Annotated in this window: 12 protein-coding genes and 1 pseudogene; 6 read left to right on the top strand and 7 right to left on the bottom strand. The window is 68.9% G+C overall.

The window, feature by feature from the left end:
* Positions 1–177: 177 nt before the first annotated feature.
* The 3 genes and pseudogenes from CXQ97_RS04785 to CXQ97_RS20245 all read left to right on the top strand — a co-directional run.
* Complete coding sequence (locus CXQ97_RS04785) at positions 178–1,278, top strand: PLP-dependent cysteine synthase family protein (RefSeq protein ID WP_104179684.1); 1,101 nt, start codon at positions 178–180, stop codon at positions 1,276–1,278.
* A 492-nt stretch (positions 1,279–1,770) separates the two neighbouring features.
* Positions 1,771–2,193, top strand: a complete 423-nt coding sequence (gene arfB / locus CXQ97_RS04780) for an alternative ribosome rescue aminoacyl-tRNA hydrolase ArfB (protein WP_104179862.1) — start codon at positions 1,771–1,773, stop codon at positions 2,191–2,193.
* Between the two features lie 12 nt (positions 2,194–2,205).
* A pseudogene (locus CXQ97_RS20245) lies at positions 2,206–2,504 on the top strand (right-handed parallel beta-helix repeat-containing protein); the annotation flags it as partial.
* Between the two features lie 261 nt (positions 2,505–2,765).
* On the opposite strand, the gene lepB reads toward CXQ97_RS20245, so the two are convergent.
* The 3 genes from lepB to CXQ97_RS04765 all read right to left on the bottom strand — a co-directional run bounded on the left by lepB (position 2,766) and on the right by CXQ97_RS04765 (position 5,585).
* Positions 2,766–3,326: a signal peptidase I gene (gene lepB, locus CXQ97_RS04775; protein WP_258062266.1), complete on the bottom strand. Its 561-nt coding sequence runs from the start codon at positions 3,324–3,326 to the stop codon at positions 2,766–2,768.
* Positions 3,308–4,915 carry a multicopper oxidase family protein gene (locus tag CXQ97_RS04770; protein WP_104179683.1) on the bottom strand — a complete coding sequence of 536 codons (1,608 nt, stop codon included), beginning with the start codon at positions 4,913–4,915 and terminating at the stop codon, positions 3,308–3,310. Before CXQ97_RS04770 ends, lepB begins: the two co-directional genes overlap by 19 nt.
* A gap of 127 nt (positions 4,916–5,042) precedes the next feature.
* A complete protein-coding gene (locus CXQ97_RS04765; protein ID WP_104179682.1) occupies positions 5,043–5,585 on the bottom strand; it encodes a hypothetical protein in 543 nt (180 codons plus the stop codon).
* A 185-nt stretch (positions 5,586–5,770) separates the two neighbouring features.
* On the opposite strand from CXQ97_RS04765, the gene CXQ97_RS04760 reads away from it, so the two are divergent.
* Entirely contained in the window at positions 5,771–8,059 is a 2,289-nt protein-coding gene (locus tag CXQ97_RS04760) for a fibronectin type III domain-containing protein (RefSeq protein WP_104179681.1), read from the top strand.
* A gap of 615 nt (positions 8,060–8,674) precedes the next feature.
* Here CXQ97_RS04760 and CXQ97_RS04755 read toward each other — a convergent pair.
* The 3 genes from CXQ97_RS04755 to CXQ97_RS04745 all read right to left on the bottom strand — a co-directional run bounded on the left by CXQ97_RS04755 (position 8,675) and on the right by CXQ97_RS04745 (position 14,204).
* A complete protein-coding gene (locus tag CXQ97_RS04755) occupies positions 8,675–10,108 on the bottom strand; it encodes a sensor histidine kinase (protein ID WP_258062265.1) in 1,434 nt (477 codons plus the stop codon).
* Positions 10,109–10,122: 14 nt separating this feature from the next.
* A complete protein-coding gene (locus tag CXQ97_RS04750; protein WP_258062264.1) occupies positions 10,123–11,466 on the bottom strand; it encodes a BTAD domain-containing putative transcriptional regulator in 1,344 nt (447 codons plus the stop codon).
* A 350-nt stretch (positions 11,467–11,816) separates the two neighbouring features.
* Complete coding sequence (locus tag CXQ97_RS04745; protein ID WP_104179679.1) at positions 11,817–14,204, bottom strand: excinuclease ABC subunit UvrA; 2,388 nt, start codon at positions 14,202–14,204, stop codon at positions 11,817–11,819.
* A gap of 165 nt (positions 14,205–14,369) precedes the next feature.
* Here CXQ97_RS04745 and CXQ97_RS04740 point away from each other — a divergent pair, with 165 nt between their 5' ends.
* Positions 14,370–15,026 (top strand): peptide deformylase, encoded by a 657-nt coding sequence (locus CXQ97_RS04740; protein WP_258062261.1) that lies wholly within the window; start codon positions 14,370–14,372, stop codon positions 15,024–15,026.
* A gap of 53 nt (positions 15,027–15,079) precedes the next feature.
* Here CXQ97_RS04740 and CXQ97_RS04735 read toward each other — a convergent pair whose 3' ends face one another.
* On the bottom strand, positions 15,080–17,122 hold the full coding sequence (locus CXQ97_RS04735) for a S9 family peptidase (RefSeq protein WP_104179677.1): 2,043 nt from the start codon (positions 17,120–17,122) through the stop codon (positions 15,080–15,082).
* Between the two features lie 69 nt (positions 17,123–17,191).
* On the opposite strand from CXQ97_RS04735, the gene CXQ97_RS04730 reads away from it, so the two are divergent.
* A complete protein-coding gene (locus tag CXQ97_RS04730; protein ID WP_104179676.1) occupies positions 17,192–18,067 on the top strand; it encodes a putative RNA methyltransferase in 876 nt (291 codons plus the stop codon).
* The last annotated feature ends 20 nt before the right edge of the window (positions 18,068–18,087 follow it).

Raw genomic sequence — 18,087 nt, 5'->3', positions numbered from 1 at the left:
GTATGTAGAAGCGGTTAGTGCCAGCCGTCGTGAGGCAGGCTATCGGCGATTGCAAGGACGAGTCGGAAGCGCCGCTAGGACGAGCGGTACCAGTCCTTCCTCATCACCGAACAACGCGGACAGTTGCTGATAGCTCCGACCTCAACGAGCTTCAGGACTGGCTTGTAGGCTGACGCAGTGCCTAGATTCACCGCTGCCGACAGATCGTGGTCCGATGAAGCTGTTCGGCGTATTGAGGCCGAAGGCAACCGGTCGGCGGACACGCACCTTTTCGCCGTACCGCTTCCCGAACACTGGGGCGTGCAGGTGTACCTCAAGGACGAGTCCACGCACCGGACCGGCAGCCTCAAACACAGGCTCGCGCGGTCCTTGTTCCTTTTCGGCCTCGTCAACGGCTGGATCACGGAAGGAACCACAATCGTGGAGGCGTCCAGCGGCTCGACGGCAGTGTCCGAGGCGTACTTCGCTCAGTTGCTGGGCTTGCCATTCATCGCCGTGATGACAACGACGACGAGCCCGGAGAAGGTCGCGCTGATCCAGCAATACGGCGGGAAGTGCCGGTTCGTTGAGCAAGCCTCCGATGTCTACGCACGTGCAGAGGAGGTGGCGCGTGAGACAGGAGGTCATTACATGGACCAGTTCACCTTCGCCGAGCGAGCCACCGACTGGCGCGGCAACAACAACATTGCGCAGTCCATTTTCGAGCAGCTCGCTCTCGAGCCTCATCCGCTGCCAGCCTGGATCGTTGTGGGGGCCGGGACCGGCGGGACGAGCGCGACGATTGGCCGGTATCTGCGCTACCACCGTCACCCGACCCGCCTCGCCGTCGTCGACCCTGAGCACTCGGCGTTCTATCCGGCATGGGCACACCCGGGCTCAAACCCGACTGGCCGTCCCTCCCGTATCGAGGGCATCGGCCGGCCGCGTCTCGAACCGAGCTTCGTGCCATCCGTCATCGACGCAATGATTCAGGTACCGGACGCCGCATCAGTCGCCGCCGCCCAGCACTTGCGGACACTCACCGGACTGCACGCCGGACCCTCGACGGGCACCAACCTCTGGGGCGTATGGCAGTTGGTCGCGGATCTCGTCGCTGACGGCCGCCCGGGAAGCATTGTCTCGCTGATGTGCGACTCCGGCGACCGCTACGCGGCCACGTACAACGACCACTCCTGGCTTGCACGTAAAGGTTTAGACCCGTCGCTGGCTCTCACAATTCTTCACGATTTCTTCGAGACCGGAGCATGGCCGGAGAGGACGCAAGAACCGACTAACTGAAGTTTTACCGCCCTAGTTGCTATACACATTGATACAAAAAAATTTGCTTATCAAGTAATTGATAAGGGGAAGGCTCACCTCGAGCGAGCAAGGGACCTGCATACTTTCCAGGGCGCTTTAGCTCACTGACGACAGACTGCGGGCCTAGCAGCGTGGAAGTGGCATTAGAACATCGGTGACAGCCCAAACACTTGTCGCTCACATTCGGCAGGTCATCCACCTGTGGGCGGGTGGAGCCCGAAGGGTAGAGCTCAAGGCCGTCCACCTGTGGGTGAACCGCTTGCCGGACACCATGTCCCAGCCCCCGTCAACATAACACGAGGTTATCGGTGCATCCGATGACGAATTCTTGAGCAAGCTTTTCCGAGCGACGGTACAACCGCCGGTCGCGGAGCGGCGCGGTCGCTGCCGTGCACGGTCCAGTCGTTGATGGAACAACGTCGAGTAGTCGACGACTGCCGCCAGACACTCCTGGCGTGCCACGCTTACTGCGTGGATCTTGAAGTGACATCGGACTTGATCATTCCGGCGACCGAATTGAGGTGGAAGTTCTCCAGGTCGTCCGGGCCTGGCGGGCAGCACGTCAACACCTCTGACAGTCGGGTGCACCTCACCTGGATGGCATCGGAGTCGTCGGCGCTAAGCGATGAGCAACGGCTGCGAATCGTTCACCGACTCGCCCGAAGCTCTGGCTCGAGCGCGATCACGGTGACGGTGTCGGAGCAGCGCTCCCAGTTGCGTAACCGCGAAATCGCTCTCAAGGCGCTCCGCGAAATTGTGGCCGCCGCACTAACCCCTCCGCCCCCTCCGCGCCGAGCGACCCGTCCCACGCGCGGCTCGGAACGTCGCCGTTCCGCTTACAAACAGCAGCGATCCGCGACTAAGCGGCAACGCCGACGGCCCATCAACGAGTAATGACTCGCGATCTCCCAGATCATCGACGTGCAAGACATCGAACCGACAGGTGCGACGCCGGTGATCATCCGGCTGGTCTCGGGGGCAGGCAACATCGTCTCCACCAACCACGTTGTGGCGCTGGACGTGCACTCCATGCCGAGTGACTCCTGCTTCGAGGCACAAGTGGACGCCCTGCTGAGGGCAGAGGCATCTGATGATCGGGCCGTCACAACCGTCATGGTCGACGCCGGGACTCGGGAACCGACGCGCAGGTCGTGGCCGAAAGGGCTGTCAACGTCGTCACGGCCACACCCCCGTTCAGTTCCTAGGCACCCCCTCATGCTCGATACCTGGGACCCGTCTACTTGCCCCAGAACGTTTGCCTACCATTCCCAATTTTCAGGTGGTGGCTCTGAAACGAGGATCCGCCGAGCAGTCTTGGATACGTGGGTGGTTCCGCATTCTCCGAAGGGCCCGTGTTTGGCGAAGAGGACCGTGGCGTGGCGGTCGTAGTGGTCGATTCACCACGACGACATTCCGCCGTTTGGCTGCGCGTCAAGCGTGCTGCACCCTACGCCGTCGTCCTCCGGTCACCGGACCAGGGTGCCCTGGACCGCCGTCAGCGGCACGGGCCCGTAATCCCGGGAATCGATCGACACACCGCGATTGTCACCCAGCACGAACACGGTGCCGGGCGGTACCGTCACCGGCCCGAAGTAGGTCGCGTCGATACGGCTGTGGTCGATCGACGGCTCCGGGACGACGACGTCGTCGACGTACAGTTCCGCGTCGCGGATCGCGACGGTCTGCCCCTCCCCCGCGACGACACGTTTGATGGCCGTCCGGCCGTCGGCGGGATCGGTGAAAGCGATCACGTCTCCGTTGCGGATCGGGCCGACGGCGGCACCGGGCTTGAACAGGAGCACGACGGCGCCCGACCGGATGGCCGGCTCCATGCTGTCCGACGAGACCGTGAGCGGCTCGACGACCCACGCCCGGACCGCAGCGAGGACCAGGGCGAACATGAGGGCCCCGGCGACGAGACGCCGCCGGCGGCTCGCGGTGACGCGTTCCTGCGGCAACGGCACCGGGGCGCGCAGCCAGCGGTTGCCGCGCGCCTCCCGGTCCGTCGTCAGTCCTCGTCGTCCCACTCGGCCCTGGCCGCCGTCATGGGGTCGTTGGGGTCCAGGTCGCTGGGCTTCAGGCCGACCCGGAACTGGGCCATCATGTCGTGGTCCTCGTGCGGCAGGTTGTGGCAGTGCATCATGTAGACCCCCGCGTGGGGGGTGAACTTCATCAGCAGCCGGACGGTCTCGCCCTCCCCCACGTACACCACGTCCTTCGGGCCCCGCTCGTAGGCGAACGGCGCCTTGCCGTTGCGGCTGAGGACCTGGAAGTCCACGAGGTGGATGTGGAGCGGGTGGAACCACCCGCCCGATTTGTTCTCGATCTCCCAGATCTCCACGGCGTTGAGTGCGGGATCGGCGACGACCTTCCGGTAGCCGCTGGCGATGACGTCCTGCCAGCTGTCGTCGTTGATGGTCCACAGGTTGGTCCTGTCGTTGCGCTTGACCCGGAACGAACGGGTCTTCACCGACTGCTTCGGCACCAGCGACATGGCCTCGCTGCCGACCAGGGTCGTCGGGATCCGGTTCCAGGTGGGGTCGGTGGTGTCCACTGGCTCGTCGGTGACGTCGAAGGCCATGATCCGGTTCGTGAAGTCGTAGTCGACGTTGTTCTTGTTCGACAGGTTCCGGAGCTCGATCCGCTGGCCCGTCCTGTACTTCCTGAAGTCGATGAGGACCTCGTAGCGCTCCGCGCCTGCGTGCCGGTAGTTCGCGACGCTCTGCGCCGCCGGCATCAGGCCACCATCGGTGCCCACGATGACCAGGGGGTCACCGGTGCTGAGCGTCGGTCGCAGGGAACGGGAGATGGAGGAGTTCAGGATCCGGAAGCGATACACACGCTTCTGCACCTTCATCACCGGCCACGGTTTGCCGTTGACCAGGATCACGTCGCCCCAGAGCCCCGAATGGCTGTTGTCGTCGTACCCCAGGGCCCCGTTCTGCGCGAACATCGCGTCGCTGATGGTCACGGCGACGTCGTAGCGGCCCTGCGGCAGCAGCTGCCGTTCGATGGGATCGTGCATGTGGTACTGGGCGGCGAGGCCGGAGTACGCGTTCAGGGCCGTGAAGTGCACGCCGTGGTCGTGGTACCACAGCGTGCGGGCCGGCTGGAAGTTGGGGTAGTAGTAGTCCTTGTAGAACCCGGGATGCGTGATGTCGCTGGCGTACCCGTCGTACTGGGGCAGCGACGCGGACCCGTGCAGGTGGGTCGACGTCGACAGGGCGTGTCCGTCCAGCGAGTGCTGGGCCGGCAGCTGGTTGCGCATCCTGATGACGGCCTTCGTGCCCTGGTCCAGACTGATGGTCGGCCCCGGGAACAGCCCGTTGTAGCCGAGGATGGGCGTGGTGAGCCGCGGGAGGATGCTTGCCATGGCCGCCTTCTGCGTCAGCCGGTAGTGGTTGACGGGCCGCCCGTCCGCAGGGTCGATCCCGGTGCTGTACGGCTGGAGGATCGGTGCCTGAACGAAGGGGACCTGGAACGGCCGGGGCATCTCCCGGTCGCTGAGGCGGCTGGCGGACTTCGCCTCCACCGACCGGGTCGGGATCATCGCGCCTCCGACTCCGAGGGTTCCGAGTCCACCGATCAGCAGAACCTGACGACGTGATATTGACATGTTGGGTCTCCTTTGTTCAGTACGCCGACTGTGCCGAAGCGGGCTTGGGAATTCCCTGCACCCGAACCGCCTTGCCTTGGGAATTCCCTGTAACCCTCCAGGCGGGCCCGGGGAACAGGAGGTCGGGCTAATCGCTGCCCCGGTGGTGCCCCGCTCCGAGCGACAGGCCGGCTCCCCCGGGCACGTCGAGCGTCAGGTCGATGGCCTGGTCCGGGAGCTCGAACACGAGCACCGCATCGATGGTCTCCCCCTGACGCGCCTGCGTGGGAGCAGGAGCCGACCACACCGCCTCCCACGTCCCGCCGCCGAGGGCCGAGACCGTGTACTCGGCCGGGTCGAAGGACAGGCCGTCCTCCTCCATCGCCGTGAGCTCCACCAGGATGCGGACCCGGTGGAGGCCCGCACCGGACGGGTCCGCGAGCGCAGCGGGTCCTGGAGGCGCCCACCCGTCGCTCTCGGTCGGTAGGACTCCCTGGATGCGGGCAAGTCCGCCGGAGACGTCGGCCGACGCCCCCAGGAGAGCCGGTGGCGTGCGGGGGGCCGCCAGGAGGACGTTCACGACCACGGCGCCGACGAGGGCGAGCAGGATGATCGGGACGAGGAACCTCCAGCGCCTGGGCGTTGCCGGCGCGATCGATACGGGGGGATTCGTGGGTGCTGTGGTCTCCATGCCCGCTACTGTCGCCCGGTCTCCTAGGGAATCCCTAGGGATCGGCACGGGGAGGGTGAGGCATCCGAGTCGATGCGTGGCGGTCCTTCTCGAGCCGGGTCGTCCGACAGCATTTCCGCAAGGTGGCCGCCCTAGCTTGTGGCCATGCGTGAACCCCTCACGCACCGAGGATCAGTGAGGATGTCATGAAATCTGCACTACACGAACCGGGGCAATCGAGGTCCCGCGTCCAGGGCTACGGACGGACCGCGATCGTCGTGACGGTATCCGCCGTCCTCGGCGCAACGTCCCTTCTGGCCGTCCCCGCGGCCAATGCGGCCGTGCCTGCTTTCCCCGACAACCTGGTCGTCTTCCCTGATCGGGACTTCGTCACCATCGAGGGCTACCAGGACCGGACGGGCCAGACGGCCACCGTCGAGGTTCGCCGGCCAGGAGCCGGCGTGGTCGGCTCTGCCCAGGGCGTCGTCGGGGCCGGTGACGTGGCGTTCGAGATCAACCACCCCGGCGGCGTCTGCTGGGGTGCCGGGACGGGCCTGAACGTCACCCCCGACATCCGGCCCGGTGACACCGTCTCCATCAAGTTCGGCGGCATCGAGGCAGGAGCCACGACCGTCCAGGACACGTACGTCACCGCCCCCTCCGTCCTGAACGGCAACACCGTGACCGTCAGGGGCCATGTGGCAGACGGGGTCAACACCGACCAGATGGAACAACGCATCGTCGAGCCCGCCCTCAAGGACACGAGCGTCGGGCGGCGTGACGCCCGTGCGATCTCCGGACCGCTCACAGCGGAGGACGGCTACCAGTCACGGCTCGAATTCGGCCTCGACGGGCCGAACACCTTCACCGCCACCTACATCTTCGACGATCCCGCCGCCGCCGAGATCGCCGCGGGTGCCGGCGGCGCACGCGCCATGGCCTGGCAGGAACGGGATGCCGACGACAACCGGCAGGGCCTGACCATCGCCGAATTCGGTGAGCTCGGTGGACCCGGGATGGGCGGGTGCCCGAACGGGCCCCTGCAGTCGGGCCCCGCAGGCCCTACCGACATCTCCGCCGCCGAGGTCGCCGGCGAAGTGAAGGTGCACTGGACGCCGGCACAGGCCATCCCCGGTACGCCGCCGATCACCGGCTACCGCGTCACAGCCGTCGCCAAGACCGTCGTCGGAACGGAGCAGGTGGAATCCGGCGTGCGGATCAGCGACCCGAAGGCCTCGAGCACGACCATCAAGGGCCTGGACGCCGAGGAGGAGTACGACGTCTACGTCACCTCCGTCAGCAGCGTCGGTGAGACCTTCCCTGCCGTGCATGCCACCGCCGTCACCGACTCGACCGCCCCGTCCGTGTCCGCCTCCCCCCGTGGCGGGACCTTCTCCGTGGCACAGAAGCTGACGCTGAGCGCGAACGAAGCGGGCAGCGACATCTACTACACGGTGGATGGGACGGACCCTGTGTCCGGTGACGCCAGCGCCCCGGGCTCGCTCCTCTACACGGGACCGGTCGACGTCGCCGAGACCAGCACCGTCACCTTCGCCGCCGTCGATCCCTCGGGCAATGTCTCCGAGAACGGCAGCGTCGCCTTCGTCATCACCAACGATCCCGTACCGGCCGCCCCGGCATTCGCCGCGGCGCCGAAGGCCGGGCAGGGCACGGCGGAAGTAACCTGGGCTGCGCCGGACCCCGGTGCGCCCGGACTGACCATCACGGGCTACACGGTCCAGGCCTACACAGCCGACGGCACAGCATTCGGGGCTCCGAAGACGGTGGCCGGGACGGTGAACACGCTGCTGTACGACGGCCTCAACGGCGACACCACCTATCAGTTCACCGTCAGTGCCAGCAACACCAACGGGGCAGGCCCTGAATCCCCGAAGAGCGACCCCGTCACCGTCCGCGGTGCCGTCGTCGCGATCGCAGGGCCGGACCAGGCGGTTGCACGCCAGACGACCGCCAGGGTCGTCAGCCTGGACGGCACCGGCTCCTCGACCGCCGGCGCCACCTACCGGTGGGAGCAGGTCCTCACCGGACCTGCAGATCCGGACAGGGTCACCCTCACCGGGGGCACGGCACTCAAGTCGACGTTCAGCCTGCCGGTCTACAAGTCCCCGATGACCAACAACCCGCTCACCTTCCGTCTCACGGTCACCGTCGGCGCCACCGTGCGGACCGATGAGGTCAAGGTGACGCCCGTACCGGACAAGGTCACCATCGGTTCGGCGCAGTGGAGGAGCGGCGACCTGAGGGTCAGCGGCACCAGCAACGTCATCGGCGGCATCGTCACGATCCGCGTCGGCGGTCCGACGGGCCGCGTGCTCGGCCAGGTGAATGTGACTGCAGCCGCCGCCCCCGCTACCGGCGGCGCCTACTCCCTGCGGCTACGCAATGCAGCCGCGGGCACTGTCAACCCCGGCAGTCTCTGGATCGAGTCAACGCTGGGAGGCACCGCCGGCCCGGTGGCCACGGCGAACAAGTAGGCAGGACGTTCCACCACCGCAGCCCGGTGGTTCCCGGCACCGTGCCGGGAACCACCGGGCTGCTTCGCGTTCCGCTACCGGCTGCCTGCCGCACCTCCGGGCACCCGGAGCGAGCTCGTGCCGGAGCACCCGCCATGGGCCGGACACTGCTCCCGGGGAGTCGCAGGGTCCGCCTCCGCCCGTGGGCCGGGCTTCGGAGCCGATCGGCCCCTCCCCCGGACGGAGTGGCCGGGAGATGCCGGGAGCCGGCGGAAGCCGGCGGGCGCCTCGGAGGGAAGCCATGACCGAGCTGTGCGGACCGAGCGCCCGCACCCGGGTTCCGGGCGGCGGAGGCCTGCCGAGGAGCGACCGGGCGCACTCGGGAAGTCCGACCGTTCAGGCACGGTTCGGCGCATTCCAGGCGCATTCCAGGGGCTCACAGGCGATGGGCGATCTCTGGCGGGCGCACGGGGCCAGCGGTGTGGAACAGCACGAACAGGAGACGGTGCTGGGGGTCCCACGACGGCAGGGCCCCGATCCGGGCGGTGTTGGAAGGCGATGGCCTGTTCGAACCGCTGGGCCGCCCGTGGGAGCGACCCGAAGGTCCTCGCTGCGGATGGCTCGACCAGGGACCGTTCACGACCTCCAGGCCAGGAACATCAGACGGGCTCGAGCCATCACGAGATCCGGGAGCGACCACGACGCCGTGCGCACGTCGGCGTGCGGCGTCGCTGCGGCTCCGCCGAAGGTCGCGATGACCGCGGTTCCGGTTCCCGGCGCGGAGCGTACGTCGAATGCACCGCCGGCCTGGCGGATGGTGTCGCCGAGGATCCGCAGGCCGAGATGGCCCTCCGTGCAGGGTTCGGTCGGGTCGAAGCCCACACCATCGTCCGTCACGGAGATCTCGGTGAGCTGGCCGGCCTGCCGGATCCGGATGGCGGCGGATCGCGCCGAGGAATGCTTGCCGACATTCACGAGAGCTTCCCGTGCCACGCGGAAGAGCAGAGCTGCCCTGTCCCGGTCCAGCACGAGCTTCGCCGGTATCTCGACGGTCAGACCGATGCCGCGCTCGATCAGGGGTGCCTCCAGCCGCCTGAGGGACGCCTCCAGGCCGAGCTCCTCGAGATCGGGGGGATAGAGCTCGCTGGTCATGGCCCGCAGGGTCCGGATGTTGGTCTGCAGCATCGTCCTGGCGTTGATGAAGACGTCCTGCAGCGCAGGGGGGCCTCGGCGCTCCTCGGACTCCAGCGCATACGCGAGGCCGGACAGGTCCTGGATCACCTCGTCGTGGAGCTCCCCGGCGATCTGCCGACGCTCCTGGTCGGACGACTCGATCGCACACCGCAGCAGGGCGGTCCGTGCGGCCTGGTGGACCTGGATCCGCCGCGCCAGGCGGACCGCCGGGACCAGTTGCGTGAGCTGGAGGGCCGCCAGTGACAGCAGGAGCGGCGGGATCACTCCCATCAGCACCGCGTGCTGCTCGCGGCGCACCCCGTCACCGGACGAATAGGTCTCGAAGATCATCGGAGCCCCGCTCTGTGAAGCGGAGCGGACGTAGACCTCCACGAGTTCGCCGGAACCCTCCTCGTATTCGTTCTCCTCCGCCGTCTGGGATTCGAGGGTGGCCGTGGCCGGCCCACCTGCGAGCAGCAGCCGCGCCCACTCCTCCTGCTCGAAATCCCGCCCGATGAGAGAGTCGACATCCGAGTAGACCACGCGGCCGTCCTCGTCCCACACCTTGATCCTCGTCATGCCGCTCTCGGCCAGCCACGGCGCGAGCCTCTGCTCGAGAAGCTCCAGCGCCGCTGGGTCGTGGGCGAGGACCTCATCGGTGATGAGCGGCCCGACGACGCTGTCGGCGAGCCGTTGGGTGATGTCCCGTGCATTGGCCAGCGCGTGGCGCTCCGCCTCCGCCCGCACCCAGAAGACGATGGGGATCGCCACCAGGACGAGGGCCACGAAGCCGGCGGTGAGGAACCGGGCCACTGCTGCCCTCACCTCACGCCGCTCGACGACACCGCGGGTGATGTCGGTGGCCTGCGGGGGCTCCCCCGGCTGGGATCTGCGCACCGGAGGCCTGCCGGTCACTGTCCCGCAGGTCCCGGCGCGGACGAGGCGCTGCGCCCCCACCTCTCCACCAGGGACGGGTTCACGATCATCCCACCGACGTGCGCGTGCCTCAGCGTGTCCAGCATCACTCCCAGTGCCCCGTCCTTCGGGAGGAAGCCGCAGATGCCCATACGGGCCGCTTCGCTCAGCGCCTGCTGGGACGGGTTGCCGGTCAGCATGACGATCCGGGTTCCCGGGGCCTCCGCGAGGATCCGTGCCGCGGCGCTGAGCCCGGAACCGTCCGAAAGATACAGGTCCATGATGACGACGTCGGGCCGGAGGTCCCGGAACATCGTCACAGCGGATGCCACGGACTTCGCCGCTCCTACGCTCTTCAGGTCCGGCTCGCGGTCCAGTGCCCCCGCCAACAGGTCGGAGAACGTCGTGTGGTCATCGACGATCAGGATCCGCAGGCGCTTCGCTTCCGGCCTGCCGGTCAGGGCGACGGGGCTCCTCACCGTGTCCTCGGGAAGGGGCCTGGGGCCGTTGGACGGCCCGGCAGTCGCTGTGCTCACCAGGAGCCGGGCGTGAGCGTCCTTCAGCACCAGTCCCGGCGCGCAGCCGAGTTCACGGTCGATGATCCTGCGGCAGCGGTCGAAGGCCCGCAGTGCTTCGGTGTTCTCGCCGTTCCGCTCAAGACCGAGGATCAGGGCCGTCCAGGCCCGCTCGTTGAGGGGATCCTCCTTCGCAGCCGCTCCGGCCAGGGCGATCGCCGTCCCTGCCTCCCCCACCGACAACGCTGCTTCGGCAGCCAGGACGCGCACCAGGCCGACCCGCGCTGCGTGCCCGGCGCGTTCCTCCTCGGCCCACGCCGGCAGCAACTCGTCGCCGAGCAGCGGAGCAGAGGCCAGTTCGAGCGCCTCCGTCAACAGCGCCAGTGCCCGCGCGGGATCCGCCTGGCCCGCCAGCCGGGTCAGGGTCTCGAACCGGTCCAGGTCGAGATCCACCAGGGTCCTGTCGATGGCGTAGCCGCCGGTGACCGTCCGCAGGGGACCTGTCCGTCCGTTCCCGGGCTGCAGGTTGCGCCGGAGGACACTGACGTAGCTCTCGAGGGTGGGGAGCGCGACGGCCGGATGATTGCCACCCCACAGCAGGTCCATGATGCGGGTCTTGGACACCGCCGAGCCGAAGTTCATGAGGAGGATCTCGAGGACCTGGCGAGGCTTGGGTCCCCCGAGATCGTTGGCGCCCAGCAGCGTGTCACCGCGCCGGATCGTCAAGGGCCCGAAGACCGAGACCTGCAGCCTGTGCGACGGCGGCGTCGCCGGAGGAACGTGGACTGCGTGGCCGGTGGTGTTCGCCAGTTCCAGAGTAATCACGAGGTGTCCCCTAAATTCTTCAGGTGGTGCGTGGTTCTCATTTGACGTGTCGGGAATCACTCGGACAACAGTGGTGACTACTTGCTTGGTGACGCACATCACTCGCTCGGGTCACTTCTGTCCCGCAGGACGGGCGGCATGGGGTACGGTGCCCAGCGCAGGGATCCTCCAACCGCCGGCGAACTGCCCACCTACCCGGGGTACCGTCCGCGAGCAGGCACGACGGAGGCCCGGACGACGTCGGCATCGGCACGCACGAGACACAGGGCACGTCCGACGCCCTGGACACCGGACCTACTCCTCCGTGGCCGCTGGTCCGCGAGCGCTGGTCCCGTCCGGAACGGCGAGGATCAGGCGCCCACGTACTCCGCCAGGTGCCGACCCGTCAGGGTCGGTCGGGAGGCGACGAGGTCCGCCGGCGTCCCCTCGAAGATGACCTTGCCGCCGTCGTGACCTGCGCCCGGTCCGATGTCGATGATCCAGTCCGCGTGCGCCATGACCGCCTGATGGTGCTCGATGACGAGCACCGACCTACCGGCGTCGACGAGGCGGTCGAGCAGCCCGAGCAGATTCTCGACGTCGGCCAGGTGCAGACCGGCGGTGGGCTCGTCGAGGACCAGGACGCCGCCCTTCTCGCCCATGTGCGTGGCGAGCTTGAGGCGCTGGCGCTCGCCGCCGGACAGGGTGGTCAGGGGCTGCCCGAGGCTCACATAGCCGAGGCCGACGTCGGAGAGTCGGCTGAGGATCGCGTGGGCGGCGGGCACCCTCGCCTCGCCGACCCGGAAGAATTCGGTCGCCTCGGTGACGGGCATCGCCAGGACCTCGCTGATGTCCTTCCCGCCGAGCTCGTACTCCAGTACCTCCGCCATGAACCGCTTGCCGCCGCAGACCTCGCAGGTCGTCGCGACGCCCGCCATCATGGCGAGGTCCGTGAAGATGACGCCGGCGCCGTTGCAGGTGGGGCACGCCCCCTCGGAGTTGGCACTGAACAGGGCCGGCTTGACGCCGTTGGCCTTCGCGAACGCCTTCCGGATCGGTTCGAGCATGCCCGTGTAGGTGGCGGGATTGCTGCGGCGAGACCCCTTGATGGCCGTCTGGTCCACCGCGACCACCCCGTCGCGGCCGGACACCGACCCGTGGATCAGGGAACTCTTGCCCGACCCGGCGACGCCGGTGATGACGCACAGGACGCCGAGGGGGATGTCCACGTCGACGTCGCGCACGTTGTGGGAGGTCGCCCCCCTGATCTCGAGCTCCCCCTGGCGCGGGCGTACCTCGGCCTTCAGTGCCGCCCTGTCGTCGAGGTGCCGGCCGGTGAGCGTGCCGCTGCGGCGCAGTCCGTCCACGGACCCTTCGAAGCACACCGTCCCGCCGGCGGTCCCCGCACCCGGGCCGAGGTCGACGACGTGGTCGGCGATCGCGATCATCTCGGGCTTGTGCTCGACCACGAGAACGGTGTTGCCCTTGTCCCGCAGGCGCAGGAGCAGGTCGTTCATGCGCTGGATGTCGTGCGGGTGGAGGCCGATCGTCGGTTCGTCGAAGACGTAGGTGATGTCGGTCAGCGACGACCCGAGATGCCGGATCATCTTGGTCCGCTGGGACTCGCCTCCCGAGAGGGTGCCCGACGGGCGGTCGAGGCTGAGGTAGCCGAGGCCGATCTCCACGAAGGAGTCCAGGGTCTCCCCCAGCGCGGTCAGCAACGGGGCCACGGAGGGTTCGGTGAGCCCCCGGACCCACACCGCGAGATCGCTGATCTGCATGGCGCAGGCGTCGGCGATGCTGACGCCGTCGATCCTCGAGGACCTCGCCGCTTCGCTGAGGCGCGTCCCGTCGCAGTCGGGACACGTGGTGAACGTGACCGCCCGGTCGACGAAGGCGCGGATGTGCGGCTGCATGGCCTCACGGTCCTTGGAGAGCATCGACTTCTGGATCTTGGGGACGAGGCCCTCGTAGGTGATGTTGATGCCGTCGACCTTGATCTTCGTCGGCTCCTTGTACAGCAGGTCCTGCAGTTCCCGCTTGGTGAAGTCCCGGATCGGCTTGTCCGCGTCGAAGAAGCCCGTGGCGCTGTAGATCCGCCCGTACCAGCCCTCCATGCTGTACCCGGGGATGGTCAGCGCCCCCGCGTTCAGCGACCGGCTGTCGTCGTAGAGCTGTGTGAGGTCCATGTCCGTGACGGAGCCCATGCCCTCGCACCGCGGGCACATGCCGCCGGTGACCGTGAAGCTGCGGCGCTCCTTCACCGTGGTGCCTCCGCGTTCGATGGTGACGGCGCCGGCACCGCTGATCGACGCGACGTTGAAGGAGAACGCCTGCGGGGACCCGATCTGGGGCTGACCCAGACGCGAGAACACGATCCTCAGCATCGCGTTCACATCGGTCGCCGTGCCGACCGTGGACCGGGGATTGGCGCCCATGCGTTCCTGGTCCACGATGATCGCCGTGGTCAGCCCCTCGAGGACGTCCACTTCCGGCCGGGCGAGCGTGGGCATGAAGCCCTGCACGAAGGCGCTGTACGTCTCGTTGATCATGCGCTGGGACTCCGCCGCGATCGTGTCGAAGACCAGGGAGCTCTTGCCCGACCCGGAGACACCGGTGAAGACCGACAACCGCCGCTTCGGGATGTCGATCGTGATGTCCTTGAGGTTGTTCTCCCGCGCGCCCTGCACGCGGATGAGGTCGTGGCTGTCCGCCGCGTGTGCCGCTGCCTGCTGGACGTCCGTCGTGGCCGTGGTCATCGTGTCTCCATCCTGCGGCCCGCCGCCTTCGCGACCGGCCGGTGTCCGTGCGGGGAGCCGCCTCAGGACGACCCCCGGGCAGCACGTCCGATTCTCCGTCGTCGCCCCGGAACCGGCAATGGGGAGCGCACCCGTTCCTGTCCGGGATTGTGCTTTGCTGGAGGGATGACTGCGAACGCTCCCGGCAACGATAGCCCCGCGATGCTCTCGGCCCGGGCCCTCGTGGAGCAGGTCGAGGCCGTCCTGGCCCAGGACCTGCCCGCGATCGTCCGCGCGGGCCACCCCGTCCTGCGCCGTCGGGCGCAGGACTTCGACGGCCAGCTCGACAGCGGGACGCTGGCCCGGCTGATCTCCACGATGCGGCGCGTCATGCACGAGGCTCCGGGCGTCGGCCTCGCCGCCCCGCAGATCGGCATCCCGCTGAGGATCGCCGTCCTCGAGGATCCGGGCGTCCGGGACCCGCTGATCGCCGAGGCGCGCGCCCGCACTCCCCTGCCCTTCACCGTGATCATCAATCCCCGCTACGAGCCGGCGGACGGGGCCCGGGCCGCGTTCTACGAGGGCTGCCTCTCCGTGCCCGGCTACCAGGCCGTGGTCGAGCGCCCCTCCCGCATCACGGCCACCTACACGCAGCCCGACGGCATCACCGTCACCGCCGGGTTCGAGGGGTGGCCGGCCCGGATCGTGCAGCACGAGACCGACCACCTCGACGGGCAGCTGTACCTGGACCGGGCCGTCCTGCGGTCCCTCAGCGCCGATCAGGAACACCGCCGATGGGCCCAGCCGACGATCGACGAGGCGCGGCGCGGCCTCGGCTTCTGAGGGGCCACCGCACCGCTCCTTCGGCGCGCCGGGCCCTCGGAAGCGCCGGGCGGTCAGCCCACGGCGGTCTCGGCCGGGTTCGCGTCCGTGGGCAGGTAGCGCGACCACCAGCGCAGGATGTGCTCGAAGCGCTGGCGGCGGTGCCACGGGGAGCCCGACCTCGACAGTTCGTGGGTCTCCCCGGGGAACACGAGCAGCTCGGTGTCGACGCCCTGCTTCTTCAGGGCCGTGTAGTACCGCTGGGCCTGCTCGATCGGACAGCGCAGGTCGTCCTCCGAGTGGATGACGAACGCCGGTGTCCGCACGTCGCCGATCTTCGCGAACGGGTTCTGCTCCGCCACGTGTGCCGGATCCGTCCCGGTGTACTGCTCGGAGAAGAACCAGCCGATGTCCGAGGACCCGACGAACGACGGCGGATCGAGGTACCCCCGCTCGACGACCGCTGCCTCGAAGCGGTGATCGTGGGCGATCGTCCACGCGGTCAGATAGCCTCCGTACGAGCCGCCCATGACCCCGAGCCGCTGGTCGTCCATGGCGTCGAACTCGGCGAGCGCACCGTCGAGGAAGGCGAGGACGTCGTCGAGGTCCACGGTGCCCATCGCCTCCTTGATGACGCGGCCGTGGGCCTGCCCGTAGCCGGCCGCGCCGCGGGGGTTGCACAGCAGCACCGCGTAACCTGCCGCGGCATACACCTGGGCCTCGTCGAAGTACCCCCACCCGTACTGGGCGAACGGGCCGCCGTGGATGACGAGCAGCACCGGGTGCGGCCCCTCGCCCTCGGGCAGGACGGCCCAGCCGTGCACGGGCGTCCCGTCGGGAGCGGAGTACGACCGCTCCTGGAGGTCCGCCACGCGCGTCCCGCCCCGCAGGGCGGCCGAGAAGTCGGAGACGGGACGCAGGGCGCCTCCATCCAGGACGGCCGCCTCACCCGACGTCGTCGGGTCCGTGTAGGACACGGCGACCGTGCCTCCCGCCGCCGCGGCTCCCGTCACCACCAGGGGTCCCGTGACGAGGGTCTCGCTCTCCCCCGTCGCGGAGATCCGGAGCAGCTCCCCGCTGCCGCGCGAGCGGTTGAAGACGAGCACGGATGCGGGCCCGCCCTCGACGATCTCCTGCACGTCGCCGAGATCGGCGGTCTCGGGGTCGGTCAGCCGTCGGACGTCCCGGGGGTCCGTGGCCGGCAGGACGTACAGCGCCGTGTTGCGGGCCACGAAGTCCAGCCCCGACGGGGACAGGTCCGAGGCGAGGAAGAACAGCCAGTCGCCGTCGGCACTCGGGCGGGGCGCACTGCACCCCAGGCGGGTGTCACCGCCCAGGTTCGTCAGCTGCCGGCGGTCGCTCCCGTCGAGCGCGATCGAGTGGATGTCGGACACGAGCGTCGAGTCCGCGTCCTCGGCGAGCGCCGCCGTGAAGAGGATGCGCCGCCCGTCGGCGGAGAAGGCGGGCTCGAGGTGGTCGGCATCCGCCGTCGTGACCTGCGTCGCGGCCGGCACGGCGCCCTGCTCCTCGAGTGCGCCCGGCCCGTCCGCGTGAGCCTTCCCGAGCCGGCCGACGGCGGCGACGTAGGGCTCCGCGTCGAGACCGGGCACCGCGACGGTGAACAGCTGCGAGCGCTTGTCCGTCGTGTAGCCGAGGCCGTTCATCCGGTACTTGTACCCGGTGATCAGCCGCGGATCCTCCAGGCCCGCACCCACGCCGTCGACGGTGCCGTAGCGCCCGTGCTCGGGCACGCGCGCGGCGAAGACGAGGGTCGTGGCATCCGGGGAGACGTCGAAGTGCGCGACGCCGAGGGGCTGGTCCGTGAGCTGGACGGGCTCGCCGCCGGAGGGATGCACCACGAACAGCTGGGGCTTGCCGCCCGGTGCGGCCCGGAGGAAGGCGAGCAGCCGGCCGTCGCGTGAGTAGCGCGGTGCGGTGTCGCGGAAGCCCCGGGTGAGTCGACGGCGCTCTCCGGCGAGCGTGAACTCCCACAGTTGGCCGACGTAGCTGTCGGCGCGGAGGTCGGGGCGGGTCGCGGCGATCACCAGACGGGAGCCGTCCGGGTGGAGTGTCGGGGAGCCCGTGGTGGTCAGGAGTTCGATCTGGTCTGGTTTCACCCTCCCGATCAGACCCGAAACAGTGGCCTGAGTCAACGGTGCGCGACGTCTTCTCCCTAGGATGGGACGGTGTCCGCCGTTCCCCGCCCCCTCCTTCTCTGTCCCGTCTGCGCTTCGCCGCTGGAGGAGGTAGGACAGTCCCTGGCCTGTGCGCGCGGGCACCGTTTCGATGCCGCCCGTCAGGGCTACTTCAATCTCCTGACCGGCAGGGGGTCGCCGTTCGAGGGCGACTCGGTCGAGATGGTGGACGCGCGCGACCGGTTCCTCGGATCGGGTGCCTACGCCCCGCTGCGCAGCGCCGTCGTCGACGCCGTCCTGCAGCACTCGGGATCACCGGGCGTGGTCCTCGACGCCGGCGCGGGGACGGGGTACTACCTGGAGGGGCTGGTGGGCCGGTCCCCCGGGTGCTTCCCCGTGGCGCTCGACATCTCCAAGATCGCCCTGCGGCGCGCCGCCCGGAGACTGCCGGGCGGCATCAGCATCGTCTGGGACGTCTGGCGTCCGCTCCCGCTCGCGGACGGGTCGGTGGATGTGCTCCTCAACGTGTTCGCGCCGAGGAATGCCGAGGAGTTCGTGCGCGTGCTCGCACCGGGCGGGTGCCTCGTCGTCGTCACACCGCGGCCCGGACACCTCTCCGGGCTCGAGGCGGTCGGACCGCTCCTGTCCGTGCCTGCGCACAAGGCCGACGACGTCCTCGCCTCGTTCGGCGGGGCCCTGGTGGAGACCGCACGCGAGGACCTCGACTACGTCCTGTCCCTGCCGCGGGGCCTCGCCCGGTCCGCCCTCGTCATGGGGCCAGCAGCGCGGCACGCGCCTGCGGAGGGCCGATCCGGGGGGAAGGCGGACGGGGCAGGCGCGCCCCTGGAGGTCGCGGCGCGCTTCACCGTGCAGGTCCTCGCACGGGGCGGGAGGTCTTCCGGGCGCGCGGACGGCACGGATGGGTAACAACTCGGCGCCGCCGGCAC

Origin of the sequence: Arthrobacter sp. B0490 (genome assembly GCF_002929355.1) — a bacterium.
Taxonomy (GTDB): Bacteria; Actinomycetota; Actinomycetes; order Actinomycetales; family Micrococcaceae; genus Arthrobacter_D.
Note: the sequence above shows the minus strand (reverse complement) of the source record. Positions and strands in the feature narration are given on the sequence as shown.

Excerpts from the sequence above, each read along its gene's own strand:
- CXQ97_RS04770 (WP_104179683.1), bottom strand. The coding sequence starts at position 4,915 with ATGTCAATATCACGTCGTCAGGTTCTGCTGATCGGTGGACTCGGAACC.
- CXQ97_RS04765 (WP_104179682.1), bottom strand. The coding sequence starts at position 5,585 with ATGGAGACCACAGCACCCACGAATCCCCCCGTATCGATCGCGCCGGCA.
- CXQ97_RS04745 (WP_104179679.1), bottom strand. The coding sequence starts at position 14,204 with ATGACCACGGCCACGACGGACGTCCAGCAGGCAGCGGCACACGCGGCG.
- CXQ97_RS04760 (WP_104179681.1), top strand. The coding sequence starts at position 5,771 with ATGAAATCTGCACTACACGAACCGGGGCAATCGAGGTCCCGCGTCCAG.
- CXQ97_RS04740 (WP_258062261.1), top strand. The coding sequence starts at position 14,370 with ATGACTGCGAACGCTCCCGGCAACGATAGCCCCGCGATGCTCTCGGCC.